The organism is Stutzerimonas stutzeri, from assembly GCF_000219605.1.
Lineage (GTDB): Bacteria > Pseudomonadota > Gammaproteobacteria > Pseudomonadales > Pseudomonadaceae > Stutzerimonas > Stutzerimonas stutzeri.
On sequence record NC_015740.1, the window covers coordinates 3,044,742 to 3,062,399 of the forward strand.

At 64.0% G+C, this 17,658-nt stretch carries 23 protein-coding genes; 15 read left to right on the forward strand and 8 right to left on the reverse strand.

From position 1 onward, the window contains the following. The first annotated feature begins 50 nt into the window (after positions 1–50). Genes PSTAB_RS14110 through PSTAB_RS14120 form a run of 3 tightly spaced genes read left to right on the forward strand, consistent with a single transcriptional unit; the run spans position 51 to position 3,286 of the window. Positions 51–1,766 carry a proline--tRNA ligase gene (locus PSTAB_RS14110; RefSeq protein ID WP_013983443.1) on the forward strand — a complete coding sequence of 572 codons (1,716 nt, stop codon included), beginning with the start codon at positions 51–53 and terminating at the stop codon, positions 1,764–1,766. Positions 1,767–1,775: 9 nt separating this feature from the next. Further along, positions 1,776–2,708: a hypothetical protein gene (locus PSTAB_RS14115; protein ID WP_013983444.1), complete on the forward strand. Its 933-nt coding sequence runs from the start codon at positions 1,776–1,778 to the stop codon at positions 2,706–2,708. Positions 2,709–2,713: 5 nt separating this feature from the next. Further along, positions 2,714–3,286 carry a lytic transglycosylase domain-containing protein gene (locus tag PSTAB_RS14120; RefSeq protein ID WP_011913924.1) on the forward strand — a complete coding sequence of 191 codons (573 nt, stop codon included), beginning with the start codon at positions 2,714–2,716 and terminating at the stop codon, positions 3,284–3,286. Between the two features lie 7 nt (positions 3,287–3,293). Here the strand turns inward: PSTAB_RS14120 and PSTAB_RS14125 are convergent, their stop codons facing one another. Next, the gene (locus PSTAB_RS14125) at positions 3,294–3,749 is read right to left on the reverse strand and encodes a TlpA family protein disulfide reductase (RefSeq protein ID WP_011913925.1); all 456 of its coding nucleotides are present in this window, start codon (positions 3,747–3,749) and stop codon (positions 3,294–3,296) included. A gap of 223 nt (positions 3,750–3,972) precedes the next feature. Here PSTAB_RS14125 and PSTAB_RS14130 point away from each other — a divergent pair, with 223 nt between their 5' ends. Next, positions 3,973–4,362, forward strand: coding sequence for a hypothetical protein (locus tag PSTAB_RS14130; RefSeq protein WP_013983445.1), 390 nt, complete (start codon positions 3,973–3,975; stop codon positions 4,360–4,362). A gap of 2 nt (positions 4,363–4,364) precedes the next feature. Here PSTAB_RS14130 and PSTAB_RS14135 read toward each other — a convergent pair whose 3' ends face one another. Then, positions 4,365–4,562 (reverse strand): hypothetical protein, encoded by a 198-nt coding sequence (locus tag PSTAB_RS14135; protein WP_013983446.1) that lies wholly within the window; start codon positions 4,560–4,562, stop codon positions 4,365–4,367. A gap of 147 nt (positions 4,563–4,709) precedes the next feature. After that, positions 4,710–5,942, reverse strand: a complete 1,233-nt coding sequence (locus tag PSTAB_RS14140; RefSeq protein ID WP_013983447.1) for a YihY family inner membrane protein — start codon at positions 5,940–5,942, stop codon at positions 4,710–4,712. Positions 5,943–6,098: 156 nt separating this feature from the next. On the opposite strand from PSTAB_RS14140, the gene arsC reads away from it, so the two are divergent. From arsC to PSTAB_RS14155, 3 genes are read left to right on the forward strand one after another with little or no spacing between them, the layout of a single operon-like run. Further along, complete coding sequence (gene arsC, locus PSTAB_RS14145) at positions 6,099–6,452, forward strand: arsenate reductase (glutaredoxin) (protein WP_013983448.1); 354 nt, start codon at positions 6,099–6,101, stop codon at positions 6,450–6,452. Next, the gene (gene wrbA, locus PSTAB_RS14150; RefSeq protein WP_013983449.1) at positions 6,449–7,054 is read left to right on the forward strand and encodes an NAD(P)H:quinone oxidoreductase; all 606 of its coding nucleotides are present in this window, start codon (positions 6,449–6,451) and stop codon (positions 7,052–7,054) included. The genes arsC and wrbA overlap by 4 nt, the downstream gene beginning before the upstream one ends. Then, complete coding sequence (locus PSTAB_RS14155) at positions 7,047–7,457, forward strand: DUF2069 domain-containing protein (protein ID WP_011913930.1); 411 nt, start codon at positions 7,047–7,049, stop codon at positions 7,455–7,457. The genes wrbA and PSTAB_RS14155 overlap by 8 nt, the downstream gene beginning before the upstream one ends. A 40-nt stretch (positions 7,458–7,497) precedes the next feature. Here PSTAB_RS14155 and hda read toward each other — a convergent pair whose 3' ends face one another. The 3 genes from hda to PSTAB_RS14170 are packed head-to-tail and all read right to left on the reverse strand — an operon-like array spanning position 7,498 to position 10,415. Next, positions 7,498–8,202, reverse strand: a complete 705-nt coding sequence (gene hda, locus PSTAB_RS14160) for a DnaA regulatory inactivator Hda (RefSeq protein WP_013983450.1) — start codon at positions 8,200–8,202, stop codon at positions 7,498–7,500. Continuing rightward, complete coding sequence (locus PSTAB_RS14165) at positions 8,199–9,296, reverse strand: AI-2E family transporter (RefSeq protein WP_013983451.1); 1,098 nt, start codon at positions 9,294–9,296, stop codon at positions 8,199–8,201. Before PSTAB_RS14165 ends, hda begins: the two co-directional genes overlap by 4 nt. A gap of 60 nt (positions 9,297–9,356) precedes the next feature. Further along, positions 9,357–10,415: a DUF2066 domain-containing protein gene (locus tag PSTAB_RS14170; protein WP_013983452.1), complete on the reverse strand. Its 1,059-nt coding sequence runs from the start codon at positions 10,413–10,415 to the stop codon at positions 9,357–9,359. A 342-nt stretch (positions 10,416–10,757) separates the two neighbouring features. Here PSTAB_RS14170 and purM point away from each other — a divergent pair, with 342 nt between their 5' ends. Genes purM through dapC form a run of 5 tightly spaced genes read left to right on the forward strand, consistent with a single transcriptional unit; the run spans position 10,758 to position 15,148 of the window. Continuing rightward, on the forward strand, positions 10,758–11,816 hold the full coding sequence (gene purM, locus PSTAB_RS14175; RefSeq protein WP_013983453.1) for a phosphoribosylformylglycinamidine cyclo-ligase: 1,059 nt from the start codon (positions 10,758–10,760) through the stop codon (positions 11,814–11,816). After that, on the forward strand, positions 11,816–12,463 hold the full coding sequence (gene purN / locus PSTAB_RS14180; RefSeq protein WP_013983454.1) for a phosphoribosylglycinamide formyltransferase: 648 nt from the start codon (positions 11,816–11,818) through the stop codon (positions 12,461–12,463). The genes purM and purN overlap by 1 nt, the downstream gene beginning before the upstream one ends. 8 nt (positions 12,464–12,471) lie before the next feature. Continuing rightward, positions 12,472–13,182 carry a DUF3108 domain-containing protein gene (locus tag PSTAB_RS14185; RefSeq protein WP_011913935.1) on the forward strand — a complete coding sequence of 237 codons (711 nt, stop codon included), beginning with the start codon at positions 12,472–12,474 and terminating at the stop codon, positions 13,180–13,182. Between the two features lie 53 nt (positions 13,183–13,235). After that, positions 13,236–13,901 carry a COG3650 family protein gene (locus PSTAB_RS14190; protein ID WP_013983455.1) on the forward strand — a complete coding sequence of 222 codons (666 nt, stop codon included), beginning with the start codon at positions 13,236–13,238 and terminating at the stop codon, positions 13,899–13,901. 50 nt (positions 13,902–13,951) lie between these two features. Then, positions 13,952–15,148 carry a succinyldiaminopimelate transaminase gene (gene dapC / locus PSTAB_RS14195; protein ID WP_013983456.1) on the forward strand — a complete coding sequence of 399 codons (1,197 nt, stop codon included), beginning with the start codon at positions 13,952–13,954 and terminating at the stop codon, positions 15,146–15,148. Between the two features lie 40 nt (positions 15,149–15,188). Here the strand turns inward: dapC and PSTAB_RS21800 are convergent, their stop codons facing one another. Continuing rightward, on the reverse strand, positions 15,189–15,350 hold the full coding sequence (locus PSTAB_RS21800; RefSeq protein WP_011913938.1) for a hypothetical protein: 162 nt from the start codon (positions 15,348–15,350) through the stop codon (positions 15,189–15,191). Positions 15,351–15,364: 14 nt separating this feature from the next. Further along, the gene (locus tag PSTAB_RS14200; RefSeq protein ID WP_011913939.1) at positions 15,365–15,610 is read right to left on the reverse strand and encodes a hypothetical protein; all 246 of its coding nucleotides are present in this window, start codon (positions 15,608–15,610) and stop codon (positions 15,365–15,367) included. Between the two features lie 130 nt (positions 15,611–15,740). Here PSTAB_RS14200 and PSTAB_RS14205 point away from each other — a divergent pair, with 130 nt between their 5' ends. From PSTAB_RS14205 to dapD, 3 genes are all read left to right on the forward strand, one after another. Next, the gene (locus PSTAB_RS14205; RefSeq protein ID WP_013983457.1) at positions 15,741–16,070 is read left to right on the forward strand and encodes a thioredoxin family protein; all 330 of its coding nucleotides are present in this window, start codon (positions 15,741–15,743) and stop codon (positions 16,068–16,070) included. Positions 16,071–16,196: 126 nt separating this feature from the next. Further along, positions 16,197–16,568, forward strand: coding sequence for an ArsC family reductase (locus PSTAB_RS14210; protein WP_013983458.1), 372 nt, complete (start codon positions 16,197–16,199; stop codon positions 16,566–16,568). A 44-nt stretch (positions 16,569–16,612) separates the two neighbouring features. Further along, positions 16,613–17,647, forward strand: coding sequence for a 2,3,4,5-tetrahydropyridine-2,6-dicarboxylate N-succinyltransferase (gene dapD / locus PSTAB_RS14215; protein WP_013983459.1), 1,035 nt, complete (start codon positions 16,613–16,615; stop codon positions 17,645–17,647). Positions 17,648–17,658 lie beyond the last annotated feature (11 nt).

A 17,658-nucleotide genomic window follows, 5' to 3' on the forward strand; every position in this document is an offset into this window, starting at 1 on the left:
CCGTACAATGCCGAGCCTAATTCCAGCCTCTGCACGGACATAACGGCCACATGCGCACCAGTCAGTTCCTGCTCTCAACCCTCAAAGAAACCCCTTCCGATGCCGTGGTGATCAGCCACCAGCTGATGTTGCGTGCCGGGATGATCCGCAAGCTGGCTTCCGGCCTCTACACCTGGATGCCGATGGGGCTGCGAGCGCTACGCAAGGCCGAGGCCATCGTTCGCGAGGAAATGAACAAGGCAGGCGCACTGGAAGTTCTGATGCCCGCCATCCAGCCGGCCGAGCTGTGGCAGGAGTCCGGGCGCTGGGAGCAATACGGGCCCGAGCTGCTACGCCTGAAGGATCGTCACGACCGCGAGTTCTGCGTGGGCCCTACCCACGAAGAAGTCATTACCGACCTGGCCCGCAATGAGCTGAACAGCTACAAGCAGTTGCCGATCAACTTCTACCAGATCCAGACCAAGTTCCGTGACGAGATCCGCCCGCGCTTCGGGCTGATGCGCGGACGCGAATTCCTGATGAAGGACGCCTACTCCTTCCATCTCTCCCAGGAGTCGCTGCAGGAAACCTACGATCGCATGCATCAGGCGTACTGCAACATCTTCACCCGCCTGGGCCTGAATTTCCGTCCGGTGCAGGCCGACACCGGCTCCATCGGCGGTACTGGCTCCCACGAGTTCCATGTGCTGGCCGAATCCGGCGAGGACGACATCGCCTTCAGCGACAGCTCCGACTACGCTGCCAATATCGAGAAGGCCGAAGCCATCCCCCGCGAAACCGAGCGTGCAGCAGCCACTGAGGAGCTGCGCCTGGTCGACACGCCGGACGCCAAGACGATCGCCGAACTGGTCGAACAGTTCGGTCTGCCGGTCGAAAGAACGGTGAAGACGCTGGTGGTGCATGGTGTCGAAAAGAACCAGCTGATCGCACTGATCATCCGTGGCGACCACGAACTGAACGAGATCAAGGCCGCCAACCTGGAACAGGTCGCCAGCCCGCTGGTGTTTGCCTCCGAAGCCGAGATCCGTGCCGCCATCGGCGCAGGTCCTGGCTCGCTGGGCCCACTGAAGCTGCCGGTTCAATGCGTGGTCGATCGCTCCGTCGCCCTGATGGCGGATTTCGCTGCCGGCGCCAACGTCGACGACAAGCACTATTTCGGCCTGAACTGGGAACGTGACCTGCCGCTGCCGCAGGTTGCTGACCTGCGCAACGTGGTGGCTGGCGATCCGAGCCCGGACGGCAAGGGCTGCCTGGTGATCAAGCGCGGCATCGAAGTGGGTCATATCTTCCAGCTCGGCACCAAGTACAGCGAAGCGATGAACTGCCAGGTCATGGGCGAGAACGGCAAGCCGGCGACCCTGATCATGGGCTGCTATGGCATCGGGGTTTCCCGCGTGGTGGCCGCGGCCATCGAGCAGAACAACGACGAGCGCGGCATTCTCTGGCCGGACGCCCTGGCGCCATTCCAGATTGCGCTGGTACCGATGAAGTACGAGACCGAGGCGGTTCGCGAAGCCACCGACAACCTCTACGCCGAACTCACCGCAGCCGGCTACGAAGTCCTGCTCGACGATCGTGACAAGAAGACCAGTCCCGGCGTCAAATTCGCCGACATGGAGCTGATCGGCATCCCGCACCGCATCGTCGTCAGTGATCGCGGGCTGGCAGACGGCATGCTGGAGTACAAGCATCGCCGCGATGCCCAGCCGCAGCCGGTCGCCGCATCGGAAATCCTGTCCTTCATCAACTCGCGTGCTCATCGCTGATCGGAAACCATGCTCAACCGACATCTTGTCGCTTCAACCAGCGCCGCGCTCTGTGCGGCGCTTCTGCTTGGCGGCTGCGCCAATCACCTGCCTCAGCGTAGCGAGCACGAGGCCCGCACCGAGCGCAAGCTGCTCGACCACAGCCTTCGCATCGAGCTTGGCGAACCGCAGGTACTCGAGCTGCCACAACGGCGAATTCGTGTGCAGGAGCAGAAGACGTTCGAAGTGACCGACTTCGAAGTCACCCGTCGTTATGACCGCTACACGCCCTACCAGCCCTGGCGTGAGCTGTACGAGATCCCGCTGGGTGCAGTCGCGGTGGTGGCAGGCGTCGGGGCCAACGTGCTCAACGTGGTGCTGCTCGGCAATCTGCCCGAGCAGGCGACTCGCGGCTGGATCAGCTACGGCTTCGCCGGCATGAACCCGTTCATGAACGTCGAATCCAACGGTCGCTCGCAGCAGAACCTTGCCAGCATCAATGAACAACGCAGGGACGCACGCCTCGAATACACCAGCCTGCCTTGGGCCGAACGCCCGGTTCTGGTTGTCGCCGGTCCGCATACGCATGAACTGTCGACGGACAGATTCGGCGTCCTGCGCCTGAACCTTCTCGACGGGCCCTTCCCCGACCAAGACATCTCACAGGTAGGCAAGCTGCAGCTATCCGTGCAAGACGCTCAGGACGGCACCCGTGCCGACGCCACGCTACTGGTCAGCCACAAGCTGCGCGGCAAGCTGCAGGAAGCCCATGACCTGATCTTCGACGATCTCGAGGGCGACGATGTGGCACAGTGGGTACATCGCGTTCGCCGCCTGTCGGAGCTGGGGCTGGAAGAAGAAGCCAGCGAACTGGAGCAGAGCCTGATCGAGCTGACACGCAACGATCCGGAGCTGCAGCAGCAGTTCCTGCAAAGCCTGATCGAAGGCAGCGACGGGAACTGAGCACGATGAAGCTGCGCGGTATCGTGCTCGCATTGCTGCTGCTCGGCGCGCTGCCGGCGGCGGCCAACATTCGCCAGGCTCCGGAACCGGAACTGCGCGAGTTGATGCAGCGTACGGTCGCCGAGGCGGACAGCTTTCAGGATCGCTTCGATGCCGAGGTCTGGCTGGTCGACATGTCCGGGCGGCTCAAACGCTATGTCCCGGACGCCGAGGAGCGCCTGTCGCTGCTGAGGCTGGTCCATCGGGAAGCGAGCAAGGCCGGACTGAAGCCGGAACTGGTGCTGGCGCTGATTCATGCCGAAAGCCGCTTCGACCGCTTCGCCATTTCCAGCGTCGGTGCGCAAGGCATGATGCAGGTGATGCCTTTCTGGAAAGCTGAACTGGGACGCCCCCAGGACAACCTCACCGACAATGCAACCAACTTGCGCTATGGCTGCACGATCCTCAGCTACTACCTGCAGAAGGAAAAGGGCGACATCAATCGGGCGCTGGCGCGCTACAACGGCAGCCTCGGCCAAAATCGTTACCCGGCCAAGGTGATCGGTTTCTGGCAGGATTTCTGGTACGTCAAACCCTGACCGGACTTCACTGGTCTTTCAGGCGAGCCAGATGCGCCAGGATTCCTTCGGCGGTCTGCTCACCCACCAGGCGCTGGCGGACGGTGCCCCTATCGTCCACCAGATAGGTAACGGGCAACACTTCGCTACGGGACAACTGCAGACGCTCGGCCGGATCATCGCTGAGCACGCGAAACCGAATTCCCAGGGTTTCGGCTGCCTGGGCGAGCTCCTCGCCACGCAGCTCATCGAAGTTGACCCCCAGCACCTCAAGCCCGTGATCGGCTTCGGACAATGCATTCAGCTCGGGAATCTCGGTTCGGCACGGCCCGCACCATTCGGCCCAGTAGTTGATCAGCAGCCAACGCCCCTGCAACTGCGCAGCGGTGATTTCGCGTCCATGCTGATCGACACCCCAGCCGTTATCGCAGGCCGACAGGAACAGGCAGGAACATAGAAGGAGCGAAGCGAGCGGTCTGGTCATGGTGGCTATCCCCTACACACAAGGCAGAGCATACCGCCTCCCTCGCCGCAAGGGCACCTCAGCCGCACCATATCCTGACGGAGCCACCGAAGGCGCCAAGTTACCGGCGCGTTTTTGTCGTTATGCGAGTCGGGTCACGTGGTGCGGCGGCCAAGTGCACAGTTTTGCCACGGGTGCGCTGCCTATAATTCCGCACCCATCACCGCCTGCCAGTAGCGAAGCCATGTCTCAACATCACGACAAACTGATCGGTACCGTACCCGCACGCATCGTCGAACAAGCCGTCATCGCGCTGACCACCTATGAGGGCCGCGTCGCCGAATACAACGTTGCAAGCTGGCTGCAACTGCAGGGGCATCCAGGGTTGACGGTGTCGCTCATTGCCAAGTACCGCGATGGCCAGCAGCTTCGCGAAGCGGCCGTGGACCACGGACGCACCGACGGCGCCGGCAAGATCCTGCTATCAGGCGTCGCGCGACTGCCAGTTCGGCACAAGATCGAGGATCTGCAGATTCATGTACGCCCTGCCGCGGCGGTCACGGCGGTAATCGTCGAAGAGCTGTTCGTGCACCCGGTCGAGCCCGTTGCGCAGAAACAGGCCATCCAGGCCTGAAGTCAGCCGCTGACCACCTTCGGCTTTTCCGACTGGCATACCGCATCGGCACTTGTGGTGCCAGTCAGCACATCGGCACGATCAACCAATGATTCGGGCCACTGCGTAAAGCGCAGACCGGTCAGACGATTCAACGCCTCGAGCGCCGCATCGGGCGCTCGCTGGTGCAGATAAAGAATGGTGCTGCGCTTGCCGTTCATCAGGCCGTCCTCTCAACTATCCAGGTTATAGCCAGAAGCGTGCCAGCGTTGAGCCGTCCGGCCGCACGCGTGACTGCGCGCGTCCCAGCGCAGGGAAATCGCCCGCCCATGAGCGCCGTTGATATCTGGGCCTGCGCATTCCTTCCGTTACTGACGTTTTTTGTCACCGTTCGCCTGCAGCCAGTCCGCCAGGCTGCCGCCGAACAGATTGGCCTGTTCCTGCTGCAGCAATTCGAGCGAGCGGCGCAATGTCGGGTACCAGGGCTCATTGAGCTGCTCCGGTAGTTCGACTCGCGCCGAGAGCGGCCAGGGATTGCAACGCAGCAGCTGATCCAGGCTGTAGTGATTCAGATCGCGGCACAGCACCCAGCCACCAGACCCGGTGCGACAGACCAGCTGCTCCTGCTCGAAGAAGCCCAGGATGTCATCCCACTCGTCCTCCGGCAGCCTGAGCCCCGCCTTGTGCAAATCACGCAGATGCAGCTCGCGCCCCTCCTGCTGCCGCTCGTGCAGGTTGCGCAGCAGCATCAGCATCACCAGCAGACGCGGCAGTGGGCGTCGGCGCCACTTTTGCGACGAGGAAAGACCACAGACCAGTTCCGCGCCGAACAGCACGATCATCCACGAGAGGTAAATCCACAACAGAAACAGCGGCACCGCCGCAAAAGCGCCGTAGATCAGCTGATAGCTCGGAAAGTAGCTGACATAGACACCGAACATCTGCTTCGCCGCCTCGAACAGCACCGCAGTGAAGACCCCACCCACCAGGGCATGCCGCAGCGGCACCCGGGTGTTGGGAACAGCGGCGTAGATCAGGGTGAACGCCGCCACGCTCAGCAGCAGCGGCATCACCTTGATCAGCGTGCCGACGCCGATAAGCGCATACGGCCCGGAAATGAGCGACAGCGAGGCGATGTAGGTGCTGGTGGCAAAACCGGCGCCCAGCAGCAGCGGGCCAAGGCTGAGGATGGCCCAGTAGAGCAAGAAGCTGGAGACGCCTCGGCGCGGCTGGCGGACGCGCCAGATGGTGTTGAACGCTTTTTCGATGGTCAGCAGCATCATCAACGCCGTGGCCATCAGGAATCCCACACCAAACCAGGTGAGCTGGCGCGCCTGACTGGTAAAGGCGAGCAGGTATTCCTGAATGGTCGCCCCGGTGGACGGAATGAAATTGTTGAAGATGTAGAACTGGATCTGCTCGCCAAACCCCTTGAATGCCGGGATCGCCGAGAGCATGGCGAAGGTAACGGTCATCATCGGCACCACGGCGAACAACGTGGTGTAGGTCAGCGCCGCAGCGCTTTGCGGTCCCTGATCGGCCATAAAGCGCCGAACCAGGAAACGGCCGAACTCGAACGTGTTGTCGATGCGCTGATGCATCCCTACTCCTTACTGGGCTGTTGCAGCCATTGGCGCGACAGCGCTTACGACCACAGCCCGAGACAAGCGTGCCCGGAGCTGGCGAGGCGCCAGATTTCGGCCAGCGTCCCTTTGAGGGTTAGAATGGCCACCTCATCCGGCCTGACGCAACTACAAATGACCGAACTCACTCTGTACCACAATCCGCGCTGTTCCAAATCGCGCAGCGCGCTGGAGCTGCTGGAGGCCCGCGGGCTGACACCTGCCATCGTGCGCTACCTGGAAACGCCACCGACCGCTGCGCAACTGCGCGCGCTGCTCGACAAGCTGGGGCTCTCCGCCCGCCAGTTGCTGCGCACCGGCGAGGATGAATACAAGAGCCTCGCGCTGGCCAACCCCGAACTCAGCGAAGCCGAGCTCATCGAGGCGATGGTCGAACATCCGCGGCTGATCGAGCGCCCAATCCTGGTGGCAGGCGACAAGGCGATCGTCGGTCGCCCGCCGGAAAGAGTGCTGGAGATCCTGCCGTGAGCACGCCCTATATCCTGGTGCTTTACTACAGCCGTCATGGCGCCACCTCCGAGATGGCCCGGCAGATTGCCCGCGGCGTGGAGATGGCCGGTCTGGAAGCACGCCTGCGCACGGTGCCCGCCGTGTCCACTGAATGCGAAGCGGTCGCCCCGGCCATTCCCGATGCAGGTGCCCTGTATGCTACCTTGGAAGATCTGAAGAATTGCGCGGGCCTGGCCCTCGGCAGCCCGACGCGCTTCGGCAACATGGCAGCGCCGATGAAGTACTTCCTCGACGGCACCAGCAGCCTGTGGCTGACCGGTGAACTGGTTGGCAAACCGGCCGGTGTCTTCACCTCGACTTCGAGCCTGCATGGCGGCCAGGAAAGCACCCTGCTGTCGATGCTATTGCCGCTGCTGCATCACGGAATGCTCGTGCTCGGCTTGCCCTACAGCGAGAACGCACTGCTGGAAACGCGCGGTGGCGGCACTCCGTACGGTCCGAGCCACCATGCAGGCGCGGATGGCAAGCGGCTGTTGGACGAACATGAAATCGCGCTTTGTCGCGCCCTCGGGCAGCGCCTGGCGCGCACCGCACAGCAGCTGGAGACCCCGCGTGGCTAAGAAGCGCAAACCCTTGCCACCGCTGGAGTGGCTCGCCCCCCGGGTGAAATCCAGCCGGGTGATCAGCCTTGCCAGCTTCTTCGGCCTGGCAGCACTGCTGGCCGTATGGAACCTCGCATTCGCCGACTTGCACGGCGCACGCATCTGGGTCGTGCTCAGCATCCAGCTCATCCCGCTGGCACTGGTCGCGCCCGGCATGCTGGCCGGCAGCCCGCGCGCGCATGCCTGGACCTGCTTTATCGTTAACCTGTACTTCATCCAGGGCGTGCTCGCCGCGATCGATCCGGCGCGAATGATCTACGGCGTGCTGGAAGCAGCCATCAGCCTGACGCTCTTCGTCGCGGCGCTGCTGTATACGCGCTGGAGCTATCAATACGAGCGCAAGGCCGCCGGCGAGGCCTGAACGGATGGCGGAAGCGCAGCGATGCGCGCCCGCCAATCCTCTACCAGCCCAGGGTTTCCTTGAGGAAGGGGATGGTCAGCTTGCGCTGCGCCTGCAGCGACGCCTGATCCAGCTGGTCCAGCAGTTCGAACAGTGCATTCATGCTGCGCGAGCCGCGGGTCAGAATGAAGCGACCGACATCGTCCGGCAAGTTCAAGCCGCGGCGCGAGGCGCGCAACTGCAACGCCCGCAGCTTGTCCTCGTCGGAAAGCTGCTGCAGCTGGAACACCAGCGCCAGACTCAATCGCGACTGCAGATCGGGCAGCTTGATGGCCAGCTCGCGCGGCGACGCATCGGCCGCCAGCAGCAAACGCCGCCCCGCATCACGCAGCCGGTTGAACAGATGGAACAATGCCTCTTCCCAGATGGCGTCGCCAGCTACGGCATCCAGGTCGTCCAGGCAGACCAGCTCGCTTTGCTCCAGGTTGTCCAGCAATGCCGGGCCATACTCGGCAACCTCGGCCAGCGGCAGATAGACGGCCAGCTCGCCGCGCTCCTCGACCCGCAAGCAGGCTGCCTGCAGCAGGTGGCTGCGACCGACGCCCGGCTGCCCCCAGAGATAGATCAGCTCGTCGGACCACCCCGCGGCAGGCGAACACAGGCGCTCGACATAGCCGAGCGCCGCAGCATTGGCGCCCGGGTAGAAGTTGGCAAAAGTGGCGTCGTCGCGCAGGCGGACGCCTAGGGGAAGCTGGATGGGTTTCATGGCTGACCGGGTGGTTCGGCCGGTGCACCGGCGGGCTCGGCGTAAAGGTCCGAGAGTTTATAGAGATCGTGCACGTGGCGCAGCAGAACCATGATCACCGCTGCCACCGGAAGCGCCAGCAGCACACCGGTAAAACCGAACAGCTGCCCACCGGCGAGCACGGCGAAGATCACCGCGACCGGATGCAGCCCGATGCGATCGCCCACCAGCAGTGGCGTCAGCAGCATGCCTTCGAGCATCTGCCCCACGGTAAACACGACCGCCACGCCGATGAGCGAATAAGGCGCCAGTCCGAACTGGAAAAGCGCGGCGATTACCGCTGCACCGATGCCGACGACGAACCCCATATAGGGCACGATGCTGGCGAGCCCGGCCAACACGCCAATCAGCAGCCCCAACTCGAGCCCCACCAGCATCAGGCCGGAGGCATAGATAATCGCCAGCGCCAGCATCACCAGCAGCTGACCACGCAGGAACGCGCCGATGACCTCGTGGCATTCGCTCATCAACCGCACCACCATGCCCTCCCGCTTGCGCGGCAGCAGACTGCGCAGCTTGAGCATGATGAGGTCCCAGTCGCGCAACAGATAGAAACTGACCACCGGGATGAGCAGCAGATTGCCGATCCAGGCCAGCAGCGCCAGGCTGGAAGCGGTGGCGCGGCTCAGAATCATGCCCAGCACATCGGTGGTGCTGCCCAGGTGCGCGGTGAAGGCCGCCTTGAGCCGATCGAGCTGCCAGAAGTTGTCTTCCAACCCGAATTGCGTCTGGACCCACGGCAGCGCCACGTGCTGCAGCCAATCCAGAGCCAGTGGCGCCAATTGATACAGCCTGACCAGCTGCTTGCCCAGCATAGGCACCAGCACTAGCAACAACACCAGCAAAAGCAGGCTGAACAACGCGAATACGGCAATGACGCCCCATGTGCGTGACAGCCCCCAGCGCTCCAGGCGATCGACCAGCGGATCGCCCAGATAGGCCAGCAGAACGCCGATCAGAAACGGCGTCAGGATGGGGGTCAGCAGATACACCAGCCAGGTGCACAGCAACAGGCCCGCCAGCCACAGCCAGCGGTTCGAATCATTCATGGTCATGCTCGATGGCTTCCTTGCAGAACGGTTGTCTCGGTTGGGGATCGATCGCAGGGAGGCGGATCACCAGCGGAAGCGCAGCACCGTGCCGCCCTGGGAGTCTGCTGGCGGCTGGGCGGGTTCAGTGCCTTCCGGCCCTTCGCCCATCGGTTGCCGCGCATCCAGTGGCAGCTCGTCCTCGCTGACCTCGTGCAATCGTGCCAGCGACAGCTGCGCACGCAGCTGCTCGGGACTGGCGTTGACACGGTAGACCAGGCGATCGCTTTCGACCCTTAGCAGGCTGCCGCCGAAGGGTTCGAGCAGGCGATCCAGTTCAGCGAAGCGCGCCACGTCGGCGCCGATGATCTCCAGGGTGATATCCGAAGCGGCGCCCGGCGCGACCACATAACGCGGCGCAAGATACTGACTGACCGCCAGCATCACCGCGTCAGCCAGCGCCTCGAGGTTTTCACCCTCCGCCTTGCCATCGCGCTGACCATCGTCGAGCCACACCTTCCACTGTGCCTGCCAGCCGGAGTCGCCTTCGCGTGCGTGCACCGCCAACAGCACATCGGCATCGTAGCGTTCGGAGGCCTCGCCCAGCGTCTGCTGGCTGTTCGCGCCGAACGCTTCGGGCGTGGCGAGCAGCTGCTCGGACAGATCGGCCAACGGCAGGCGCAACGGCAATCCGCGATGCTGCGCAGCGGCACGCAACGGCGCAGCGCTGTCCTGGCCGTCGCCGAGCAACTGGGTGCCTTCGACCCGCTCGTTCAGCCACCAGGCCAGCACGCTCGGCCGATTCGCCCCCCACAGCGCTACGCCGGCGCGACGCAGGCTGCGCTCGGTAGTGCCGGGGTCGAAGTCGACGACGATATGCTCACCTTCATAACCATACTTGCTGATCAGTTGTTGCGGATCTTCGCGTAGGGCGGCAACAGCCTGGCGCTTGCCGACCTCGGCGTCGCCGGTCAGGCGCAGCAGCAGCGTGTCGAATGCCCGCTGCAGAGCGGCAGCGCGCTCCTGCGCCTGCTGCCCGGAGACGGCCTCACGCACCTGATACAGGCCTCTGAGCTGTTCGGCCTGAATAGGCAATGCCATGCCCAGCGCAAGGCACAGGATGAGTGAACGGTAGATAAGGCGCATGATCGATTCTCGCAGGCAAGCCGGGGCAGGATTGTGGGGCGACAGGACGCTACACCTTAAACAGGCGGCCCAGAGGCGGCAACCGCCTACCTCACAGACACACCAACCGTCAGGCGGCACCGATAGCGTTGCGGGATGGCCGCTATGCGGCAAGCCTGATAAAATCGCGCGCTTTCCGCAGACCGGTTCCGGCGCTCTCACGCCCGGCATTCGGGCCTTGGGAAATGCCAGCGGGCCTGCCCGGCTTCCTCGAGACAGCCGAGCCGCCGGCGGCGTTTTCACGAGCACGCATGCAGCAACCAACCGGTCGACACCCGCACTCCTTTCACAGGCCCGGATTCTATGAGCAAGCAACCCTCCCTCAGCTACAAGGACGCTGGCGTCGACATCGATGCAGGCGAAGCGCTGGTCGAACGCATCAAGGGCGTGGCCAAACGCACCGCACGACCTGAGGTATTGGGCGGCCTGGGCGGCTTCGGCGCCCTGTGCGAAATCCCGGCAGGCTACAAGCAGCCCGTGCTGGTCTCCGGCACTGACGGCGTCGGTACCAAACTGCGTCTGGCGCTGAACCTGAACAAGCATGACAGCATCGGTCAGGATCTGGTCGCCATGTGCGTCAACGACCTGGTGGTCTGTGGCGCCGAGCCGCTGTTCTTCCTCGACTACTACGCCACCGGCAAGCTCAACGTCGACGTGGCCGCCACCGTGGTCACCGGCATCGGCGCCGGTTGCGAACTGGCCGGCTGCTCCCTGGTGGGTGGCGAAACCGCCGAGATGCCGGGCATGTACGAAGGCGAGGATTACGACCTGGCCGGCTTCTGCGTCGGCGTGGTGGAGAAGAGCGAGATCATCGACGGCTCCAAGGTGCAGGCCGGTGATGCCCTGATCGCGCTGCCCTCCTCCGGCCCGCACTCCAACGGCTATTCGCTGATCCGCAAGATCATCGAGGTGGCCGGTGCCGATATCGAGAACACCCAGCTGGCCGGCAAGCCGCTCACCGAGTTGCTGATGGCACCGACCCGCATCTACGTCAAGCCCCTGCTCAAGCTGATCAAGGATACCGGGGCGGTCAAGGCCATGGCCCACATCACCGGCGGCGGCCTGCTCGACAACATCCCGCGCGTGCTGCCCGAAGGTGCCCAGGCGGTGATCGATGTCGCCAGCTGGACTCGCCCGGCGGTGTTCGACTGGTTGCAGGAAAAGGGCAACGTCGACGAACACGAGATGCACCGCGTGCTCAACTGCGGCGTCGGCATGGTCATCTGCGTGGCTCAGGAGCAGGTCGAGTCCGTCCTGGCCGACCTGCGCGCATCCGGTGAGGCACCGTGGGTCATCGGCCAGATCGCCACTGCAGCGCAGGGCGCGGAACGCGTCGTACTGAACAACCTGAAACAGCATTGATGGGCACGACCTGCAACGTAGTGGTGCTGATTTCGGGGTCCGGCAGCAACCTGCAGGCACTGATCGATAGTCAGCACGAAGGCAACCCGGCGCGCATTCGCGCCGTGATTGCCAACCGCGCCGATGCCTTCGGCCTGACCCGGGCCAAGGGCGCCGGCATCCCCACCGCCGTTCTGGATCACAAGGCGTTCGATGGCCGCGAGGCGTTCGATGCCGAGCTGATGGAACTGATCGACGCCCATGCCCCGGATCTGGTGATCCTGGCGGGCTTCATGCGCATCCTCAGCCCTGGCTTTGTCCGTCACTACCACGGCCGCCTGCTCAACATCCATCCGTCGCTGCTGCCCAAGTACAAGGGGCTCGACACCCATCGCCGCGCGCTTGAGGCGGGCGATGCAGAGCATGGCTGCAGCGTGCATTTCGTGACCGAGGAATTGGACGGCGGCCCGGTGGTCCTCCAGGCCGCCCTGCAGGTCAAACCAGGCGACGACATCGAAGGCCTGACCCAGCGGGTGCATGTAGCCGAACACCAGATCTACCCGCTGGCCATGCGCTGGTTCGCCGAGGGGCGCTTGCGCCTCGCCGAACAAGGCGCGATGCTGGACGGCGTCACCCTGCCGGTCTCCGGCTATCAGATCAAAATCTAGGAGATACCATGCGTCGCGCCTTGCTGCTTGCTCTCGCCGTGCTGGCCCTTCCGGTCCAGGCCCTGGAGCTCAAGCCCTTCTCCGCCAGCTACACCGCCGACTGGAAACAGGTACCGGTCAGTGGCACCGCCCAGCGCAGCCTCGAGCAACTGGACGATGGCAGCTGGCGGCTGGACTTCGACGCCTCCATGCTGGTCGCCAGCCTCAACGAGCGCAGCACCTTCCGAACCGAAGGCGACACCTTCCTGCCGCAGTCCTATCGCCTCAAGCGCAGCGGTCTGGGCAAGGGCAAGCGTGTCGAGCACCGTTTCGACTGGGACAACAAGGTGGTCGAGGGTAGCGACCGCGGCGAGCCGGTGAAGCTGCCGTTGCACGTCGGCCTGCTGGACAAGTCCACCTACCAGGTGGCTCTGCAGCATGAAGTGGCAGCCGGCAAGAAGAGCATGAGCTACCAGGTCGTGGATGGCGACGAAATCGAAACCTACGATTTCCGCGTGCTCGGCCAGGAGAAGGTCAGCACCAAGGCCGGTCAGGTCGATGCGATCAAGGTCGAGCGCGTGCGCGACCCGACCCAGAGCAAGCGTGAAACCATCCTCTGGTTCGCCAAGGACTGGGATTACCTGCTGGTCCGGCTGCATCAGGTGGAAAAGGACGGCAAGGAGTACCAGATCATGCTCGAAGAGGGCAGCGTTGGCGGCAAGACCGTCAAAGGCAACTGATCCATCACGGCGGCCATCGCGGTCGCCGCCCCGCAACCTCTCCGAGTTCACCGATGGCCCTTTCACGCTCCCTGCTGATCGCGCTGCTGCTGTCCCTGGCCGGCTGCCAATCCTTCTTTGCTGATCGGGCACCCTCGCGAGTGGCCACCGAGCGCCTGCAAGGCGAGCTGCGCCAGGTCGATGGCCAGTTGCAGTTCCAGAGCTGCCAGGGCCAGCGGATGCTCAACCTGCTCGAGGGAAAGACTGGCTTGCAGGAAGAGGTCCAGGCGCTGGTGATCGGCCGGCACGACCGCCTTTTCGCCGACCTGCGCGGCACGCTCAGCCAGGCCAGGCCGAACGAGACCGGCCAGTTCGCGCTGACCCGCGTCTATCGCCTGCAGCGCGAAGGCCACGGCTGCGGCGAGGAGAATTTCAAGCACCTGATCCTACGCGCCAGTGGCCATGAGCCGGGCTGGACCGTCAACGTGACCTCTCGCGGCATGCTGCTGACCCGCCCCGGGCAGGAACCGGTTGCCCTGCCTTACCTGCAGGAGCAACTGCCCGGCGGTCAACTCAGTTTCACCAGCGAGGCCAATGCACAGCAGCTGGATCTCTGGGTCGCACCGCAGCGCTGCGTCGACAGCGCCAGCGGGACCGTCAGCCATCTGAGCGCCGAACTTCGTCTGGACGGCCAGACCCTGCGCGGCTGCGCTTACTATGGCGGCGGACGCGACGACTGAAACAACGAATGCGGGGCGGTCGCCGCGCTCATCCTGAAAGAACAGCACTCATGAACAACGCCCTGAATCTGCTGCACCCCTACCCTTTCGAGAAACTGCGCACGCTGCTTGCCGGCGTCCAACCGCCTGCGGACAAGCGCGCCATCGCCCTGTCGATCGGCGAGCCCAAGCATCGTTCGCCGGATTTCGTCGCCCAGGCGCTGGCGGACAACCTCGACCAACTCTCGGTCTATCCGACCACGCTCGGCATTCCTGCGCTGCGCGAAGCCATCGCGCGCTGGTGCGAAGGGCGTTTCGGCCTGGCTGCCGAGGCGCTGGACCCGGCGCGCCATGTCTTGCCGGTGAACGGAACACGCGAAGCACTGTTCGCCTTCACCCAGGCAGTGGTCGATCGCAACGCCAATGGGTTGGTGGTCAGCCCCAATCCGTTCTATCAGATCTACGAAGGCGCAGCGCTGCTCGCCGGAGCCACGCCGCACTACCTGCCGTGCCTCGAAGAGAACGGCTTCAACCCGGATTTCGAGGCCGTGCCCGCGGAAATCTGGCAGCGCTGTCAGATCCTCTTCCTCTGCTCGCCAGGCAACCCGACCGGTGCGCTGGTACCGCTGGAAACACTGCAGAGGCTGATCGCCCTGGCGGACGAGCACGACTTCGTCATCGCCGCCGACGAGTGTTACAGCGAGCTGTACTTCGACGAGGCCAATCCCCCTGCAGGCTTGCTCAGCGCCTGCGCTGCACTGGGTCGCAACGACTACAAGCGCTGCGTGGTGTTTCATAGCCTGTCGAAGCGCTCGAACCTGCCGGGCCTGCGCTCGGGCTTTGTCGCCGGTGATGCCGAAATCCTCAAGGTATTCCTGCTCTACCGTACCTATCACGGTTGCGCCATGCCGGTGCAGACTCAGCTGGCGAGCATCGCCGCCTGGAACGACGAGATACATGTGCGCGCCAATCGCGAGCTGTATCGAGCCAAATTCGACGCGGTGCTGGATATCCTCGCGCCGGTGATGGACGTGCAGCGCCCGGATGGTGGCTTCTATCTCTGGCCGAAAACGCCGATGGATGACCAGCAATTCACCCGTGAGCTCTTCGCCCGCGAGCACGTCACCGTGGTGCCCGGGTCGTACCTGTCACGCGAGGTGGATGGTGCCTCTCCGGGTGCCGGACGCGTGCGCATGGCGCTGGTCGCACCGCTAGCCGAATGCATCGAAGCAGCACAGCGAATTCGCCACTTCATCGAAACGCTCTGACAGCGCACCGGGCGGTCCGACCGCCCGGCCTGACGATCCCTCAAGCCACGCCAGGCGGGATCATGTCCTTGCCGTAGTCGCGCAGCTTCTCCAGGTTCTCCGGCTTCATGTGCTCGGGAATGTCCGCACCCGGATGCTCGTCGCGCGGCTCGGGATGCGCCTCGCCGTGTTGCCGCTCTGTCCGCTCGTCATGCTCGTTCATAAGCCTGCCCCCTTTCAGATGGCATGTTCTTCCCAGATCAGCTGACCCTCGTCGCTGACCTCTATAACTTTAGTCAACGCGGCCTCGGCGATGGCGTCCGCTTCCGATGCCAGGTCATAGCGACGACCGTCGGCGACCTTGAACACCTGCACGTCCTCGTCGCTGTCGCGCCGCTTGATGGCGATCACCGCCTCGAACGCATCTTCAGCAGGCACCGCCGAAGAAATCGCCTCGAACTTCTCGAAATGCTTGCGTGCCATTAGTCATCACCTCACCGTTGCGATTGTCATCAATGGACAACAGCATCCGCGTAAAAGGTCGAGACCGCCGGCTGAACGTCATGCCCATGGCAGGCTCGAACCTATACGCGCAATCCGGAGGGCCGCCCCAGTGGAAATGACCGAGCACTACGCGAACATCGAACCGAGCCGCGCTGACGTGGACGCGCTGGAAGGCCCCGTGCTGCTGGAGTTCGGCACGGCCTGGTGCGGCCACTGCCGCGCCGCCCAACCGCTGATCGGCAAGGCGCTGGCGGACCGGTCAGGCATCACCCATCTGAAGATCGAAGATGGCCCGGGGCGGCCGCTGGGACGTTCGTTCCGGGTCAAGTTGTGGCCTACGCTGATTCTGCTGAGCAAGGGCCAGGAGCTGGGACGCGTGGTTCGCCCGCAGGACTTGCGGGCCATCGAGCAGGCCTTGGGTGCAGCCGGACGAGACTGAACCGCGTGCAACCACGCGGTCACGGGCCTGGCAATACCGGCATTGACCCCGTGCTTCACGACCATCGGCAGGCAAGCCGTGGCATAATCCGCCGTCCAGTTTTGCAGGAGCCTTGGAGAGTCGCCCATGTCCGAACCCGATCAGCGGTTGTGCCTATACGGAATCAAAGCCTGTGACACCATGAAAAAGGCCCGTACCTGGCTCGACGAACATGGGCAGAACTACGAGTTCCACGACTACAAGAGCGCCGGAATCGACCGCGCCCACCTGGAAGCCTGGTGCAACGAGCATGGCTGGCAGACCGTACTCAATCGTGCCGGCACCACCTTCCGCAAACTGGACGACGCTGCCAAGGCCGATCTTGACCAGGCCCGGGCCATCGAGCTGATGTTGGCCCAACCGTCGATGATCAAGCGCCCGGTACTCGACCTGGGCGACAGAACCCTGATTGGCTTCAAGCCCGATCTTTACGCTGCCGCACTGGCAGCGCCGAACTGACAGCCGCTCGCCGGACGGCGCGGCCATCGAAAAAGGATAATCCCATGTCTGCAACCCTCTTCAGCCTCGCCTTTGGCGTTGGCACCCAGAACCGCCAGGGCGACTGGCTGGAAGTCTTCTACGCGCAGCCGCTGCTGCAACCGGCCGGCGAGCTGGTCGACGCCATCGCCCCGCTGCTCGGCTACGCCGGCGGCAACCAGGCGATCGCCATCACCACCACCCAGGCGGCGCAGCTGGCCGACGCGCTGAAGCCGCTGGACACCGCCCAGCATGCCCTGCTGACCCGTCTGGCAGAAAGCCAGCGCCCGCTGGTGGCTACCCTGCTGGCCGAAGACGCAGCCCTGACCTCGACGCCCGAGGCCTACCTCAAGCTGCACCTGATCTCCCATCGTCTGGTCAAGCCGCACGGCCTGAACCTGACCGGCATCTTCCCGCTGCTACCCAACGTCGCCTGGACCAACCAGGGCGCCGTGGATCTCGCCGAACTGGCCGAGCGCCAACTGGAAGCGCGGTTGAAGGGCGACCTGCTGGAAGTCTTCTCGGTGGACAAGTTCCCGAAGATGACCGACTACGTGGTGCCGGCCGGCGTGCGTATCGCCGATACCGCGCGCGTGCGCCTCGGCGCCTATGTGGGTGAAGGCACCACCGTCATGCACGAAGGCTTCATCAACTTCAATGCGGGCACCCAAGGTCCGGGCATGATCGAAGGCCGCGTGTCGGCCGGCGTGTTCGTTGGCAAGGGTTCGGACCTGGGCGGCGGCTGCTCGACCATGGGCACCCTCTCCGGCGGCGGCAACATCATCATTTCGGTTGGCGAAGGCTGCCTGATCGGCGCCAATGCCGGCATCGGCATTCCGCTGGGCGATCGCAACACGGTTGAGTCGGGCCTGTACATCACCGCTGGCACCAAGGTCAGCCTGCTCGACGAGAACGACCAGCTGGTGAAAGTGGTCAAGGCTCGCGACTTGGCCGGCCAAAGCGACCTGCTGTTCCGCCGCAACTCGCAGACCGGCACCGTGGAGTGCAAGACCCACAAGTCGGCCATTGAGCTGAACGAGGCGCTGCACGCGCATAACTGACGGGAGCAGCG

Coding starts and splice junctions, on each gene's coding strand:
- PSTAB_RS14165 (WP_013983451.1), bottom strand. CDS start 9,296: ATGACCATGAATGATTCGAACCGCTGGCTGTGGCTGGCGGGCCTGTTG.
- purN (WP_013983454.1), top strand. CDS start 11,816: ATGGGCACGACCTGCAACGTAGTGGTGCTGATTTCGGGGTCCGGCAGC.
- dapC (WP_013983456.1), top strand. CDS start 13,952: ATGAACAACGCCCTGAATCTGCTGCACCCCTACCCTTTCGAGAAACTG.
- PSTAB_RS14170 (WP_013983452.1), bottom strand. CDS start 10,415: ATGCGCCTTATCTACCGTTCACTCATCCTGTGCCTTGCGCTGGGCATG.
- PSTAB_RS14210 (WP_013983458.1), top strand. CDS start 16,197: ATGTCCGAACCCGATCAGCGGTTGTGCCTATACGGAATCAAAGCCTGT.
- PSTAB_RS14135 (WP_013983446.1), bottom strand. CDS start 4,562: ATGAACGGCAAGCGCAGCACCATTCTTTATCTGCACCAGCGAGCGCCC.
- dapD (WP_013983459.1), top strand. CDS start 16,613: ATGTCTGCAACCCTCTTCAGCCTCGCCTTTGGCGTTGGCACCCAGAAC.
- PSTAB_RS14120 (WP_011913924.1), top strand. CDS start 2,714: ATGAAGCTGCGCGGTATCGTGCTCGCATTGCTGCTGCTCGGCGCGCTG.
- PSTAB_RS14190 (WP_013983455.1), top strand. CDS start 13,236: ATGGCCCTTTCACGCTCCCTGCTGATCGCGCTGCTGCTGTCCCTGGCC.
- PSTAB_RS21800 (WP_011913938.1), bottom strand. CDS start 15,350: ATGAACGAGCATGACGAGCGGACAGAGCGGCAACACGGCGAGGCGCAT.
- PSTAB_RS14130 (WP_013983445.1), top strand. CDS start 3,973: ATGTCTCAACATCACGACAAACTGATCGGTACCGTACCCGCACGCATC.
- purM (WP_013983453.1), top strand. CDS start 10,758: ATGAGCAAGCAACCCTCCCTCAGCTACAAGGACGCTGGCGTCGACATC.
- PSTAB_RS14125 (WP_011913925.1), bottom strand. CDS start 3,749: ATGACCAGACCGCTCGCTTCGCTCCTTCTATGTTCCTGCCTGTTCCTG.
- PSTAB_RS14110 (WP_013983443.1), top strand. CDS start 51: ATGCGCACCAGTCAGTTCCTGCTCTCAACCCTCAAAGAAACCCCTTCC.
- PSTAB_RS14140 (WP_013983447.1), bottom strand. CDS start 5,942: ATGCATCAGCGCATCGACAACACGTTCGAGTTCGGCCGTTTCCTGGTT.
- PSTAB_RS14200 (WP_011913939.1), bottom strand. CDS start 15,610: ATGGCACGCAAGCATTTCGAGAAGTTCGAGGCGATTTCTTCGGCGGTG.
- hda (WP_013983450.1), bottom strand. CDS start 8,202: ATGAAACCCATCCAGCTTCCCCTAGGCGTCCGCCTGCGCGACGACGCC.
- PSTAB_RS14115 (WP_013983444.1), top strand. CDS start 1,776: ATGCTCAACCGACATCTTGTCGCTTCAACCAGCGCCGCGCTCTGTGCG.
- arsC (WP_013983448.1), top strand. CDS start 6,099: ATGACCGAACTCACTCTGTACCACAATCCGCGCTGTTCCAAATCGCGC.
- PSTAB_RS14185 (WP_011913935.1), top strand. CDS start 12,472: ATGCGTCGCGCCTTGCTGCTTGCTCTCGCCGTGCTGGCCCTTCCGGTC.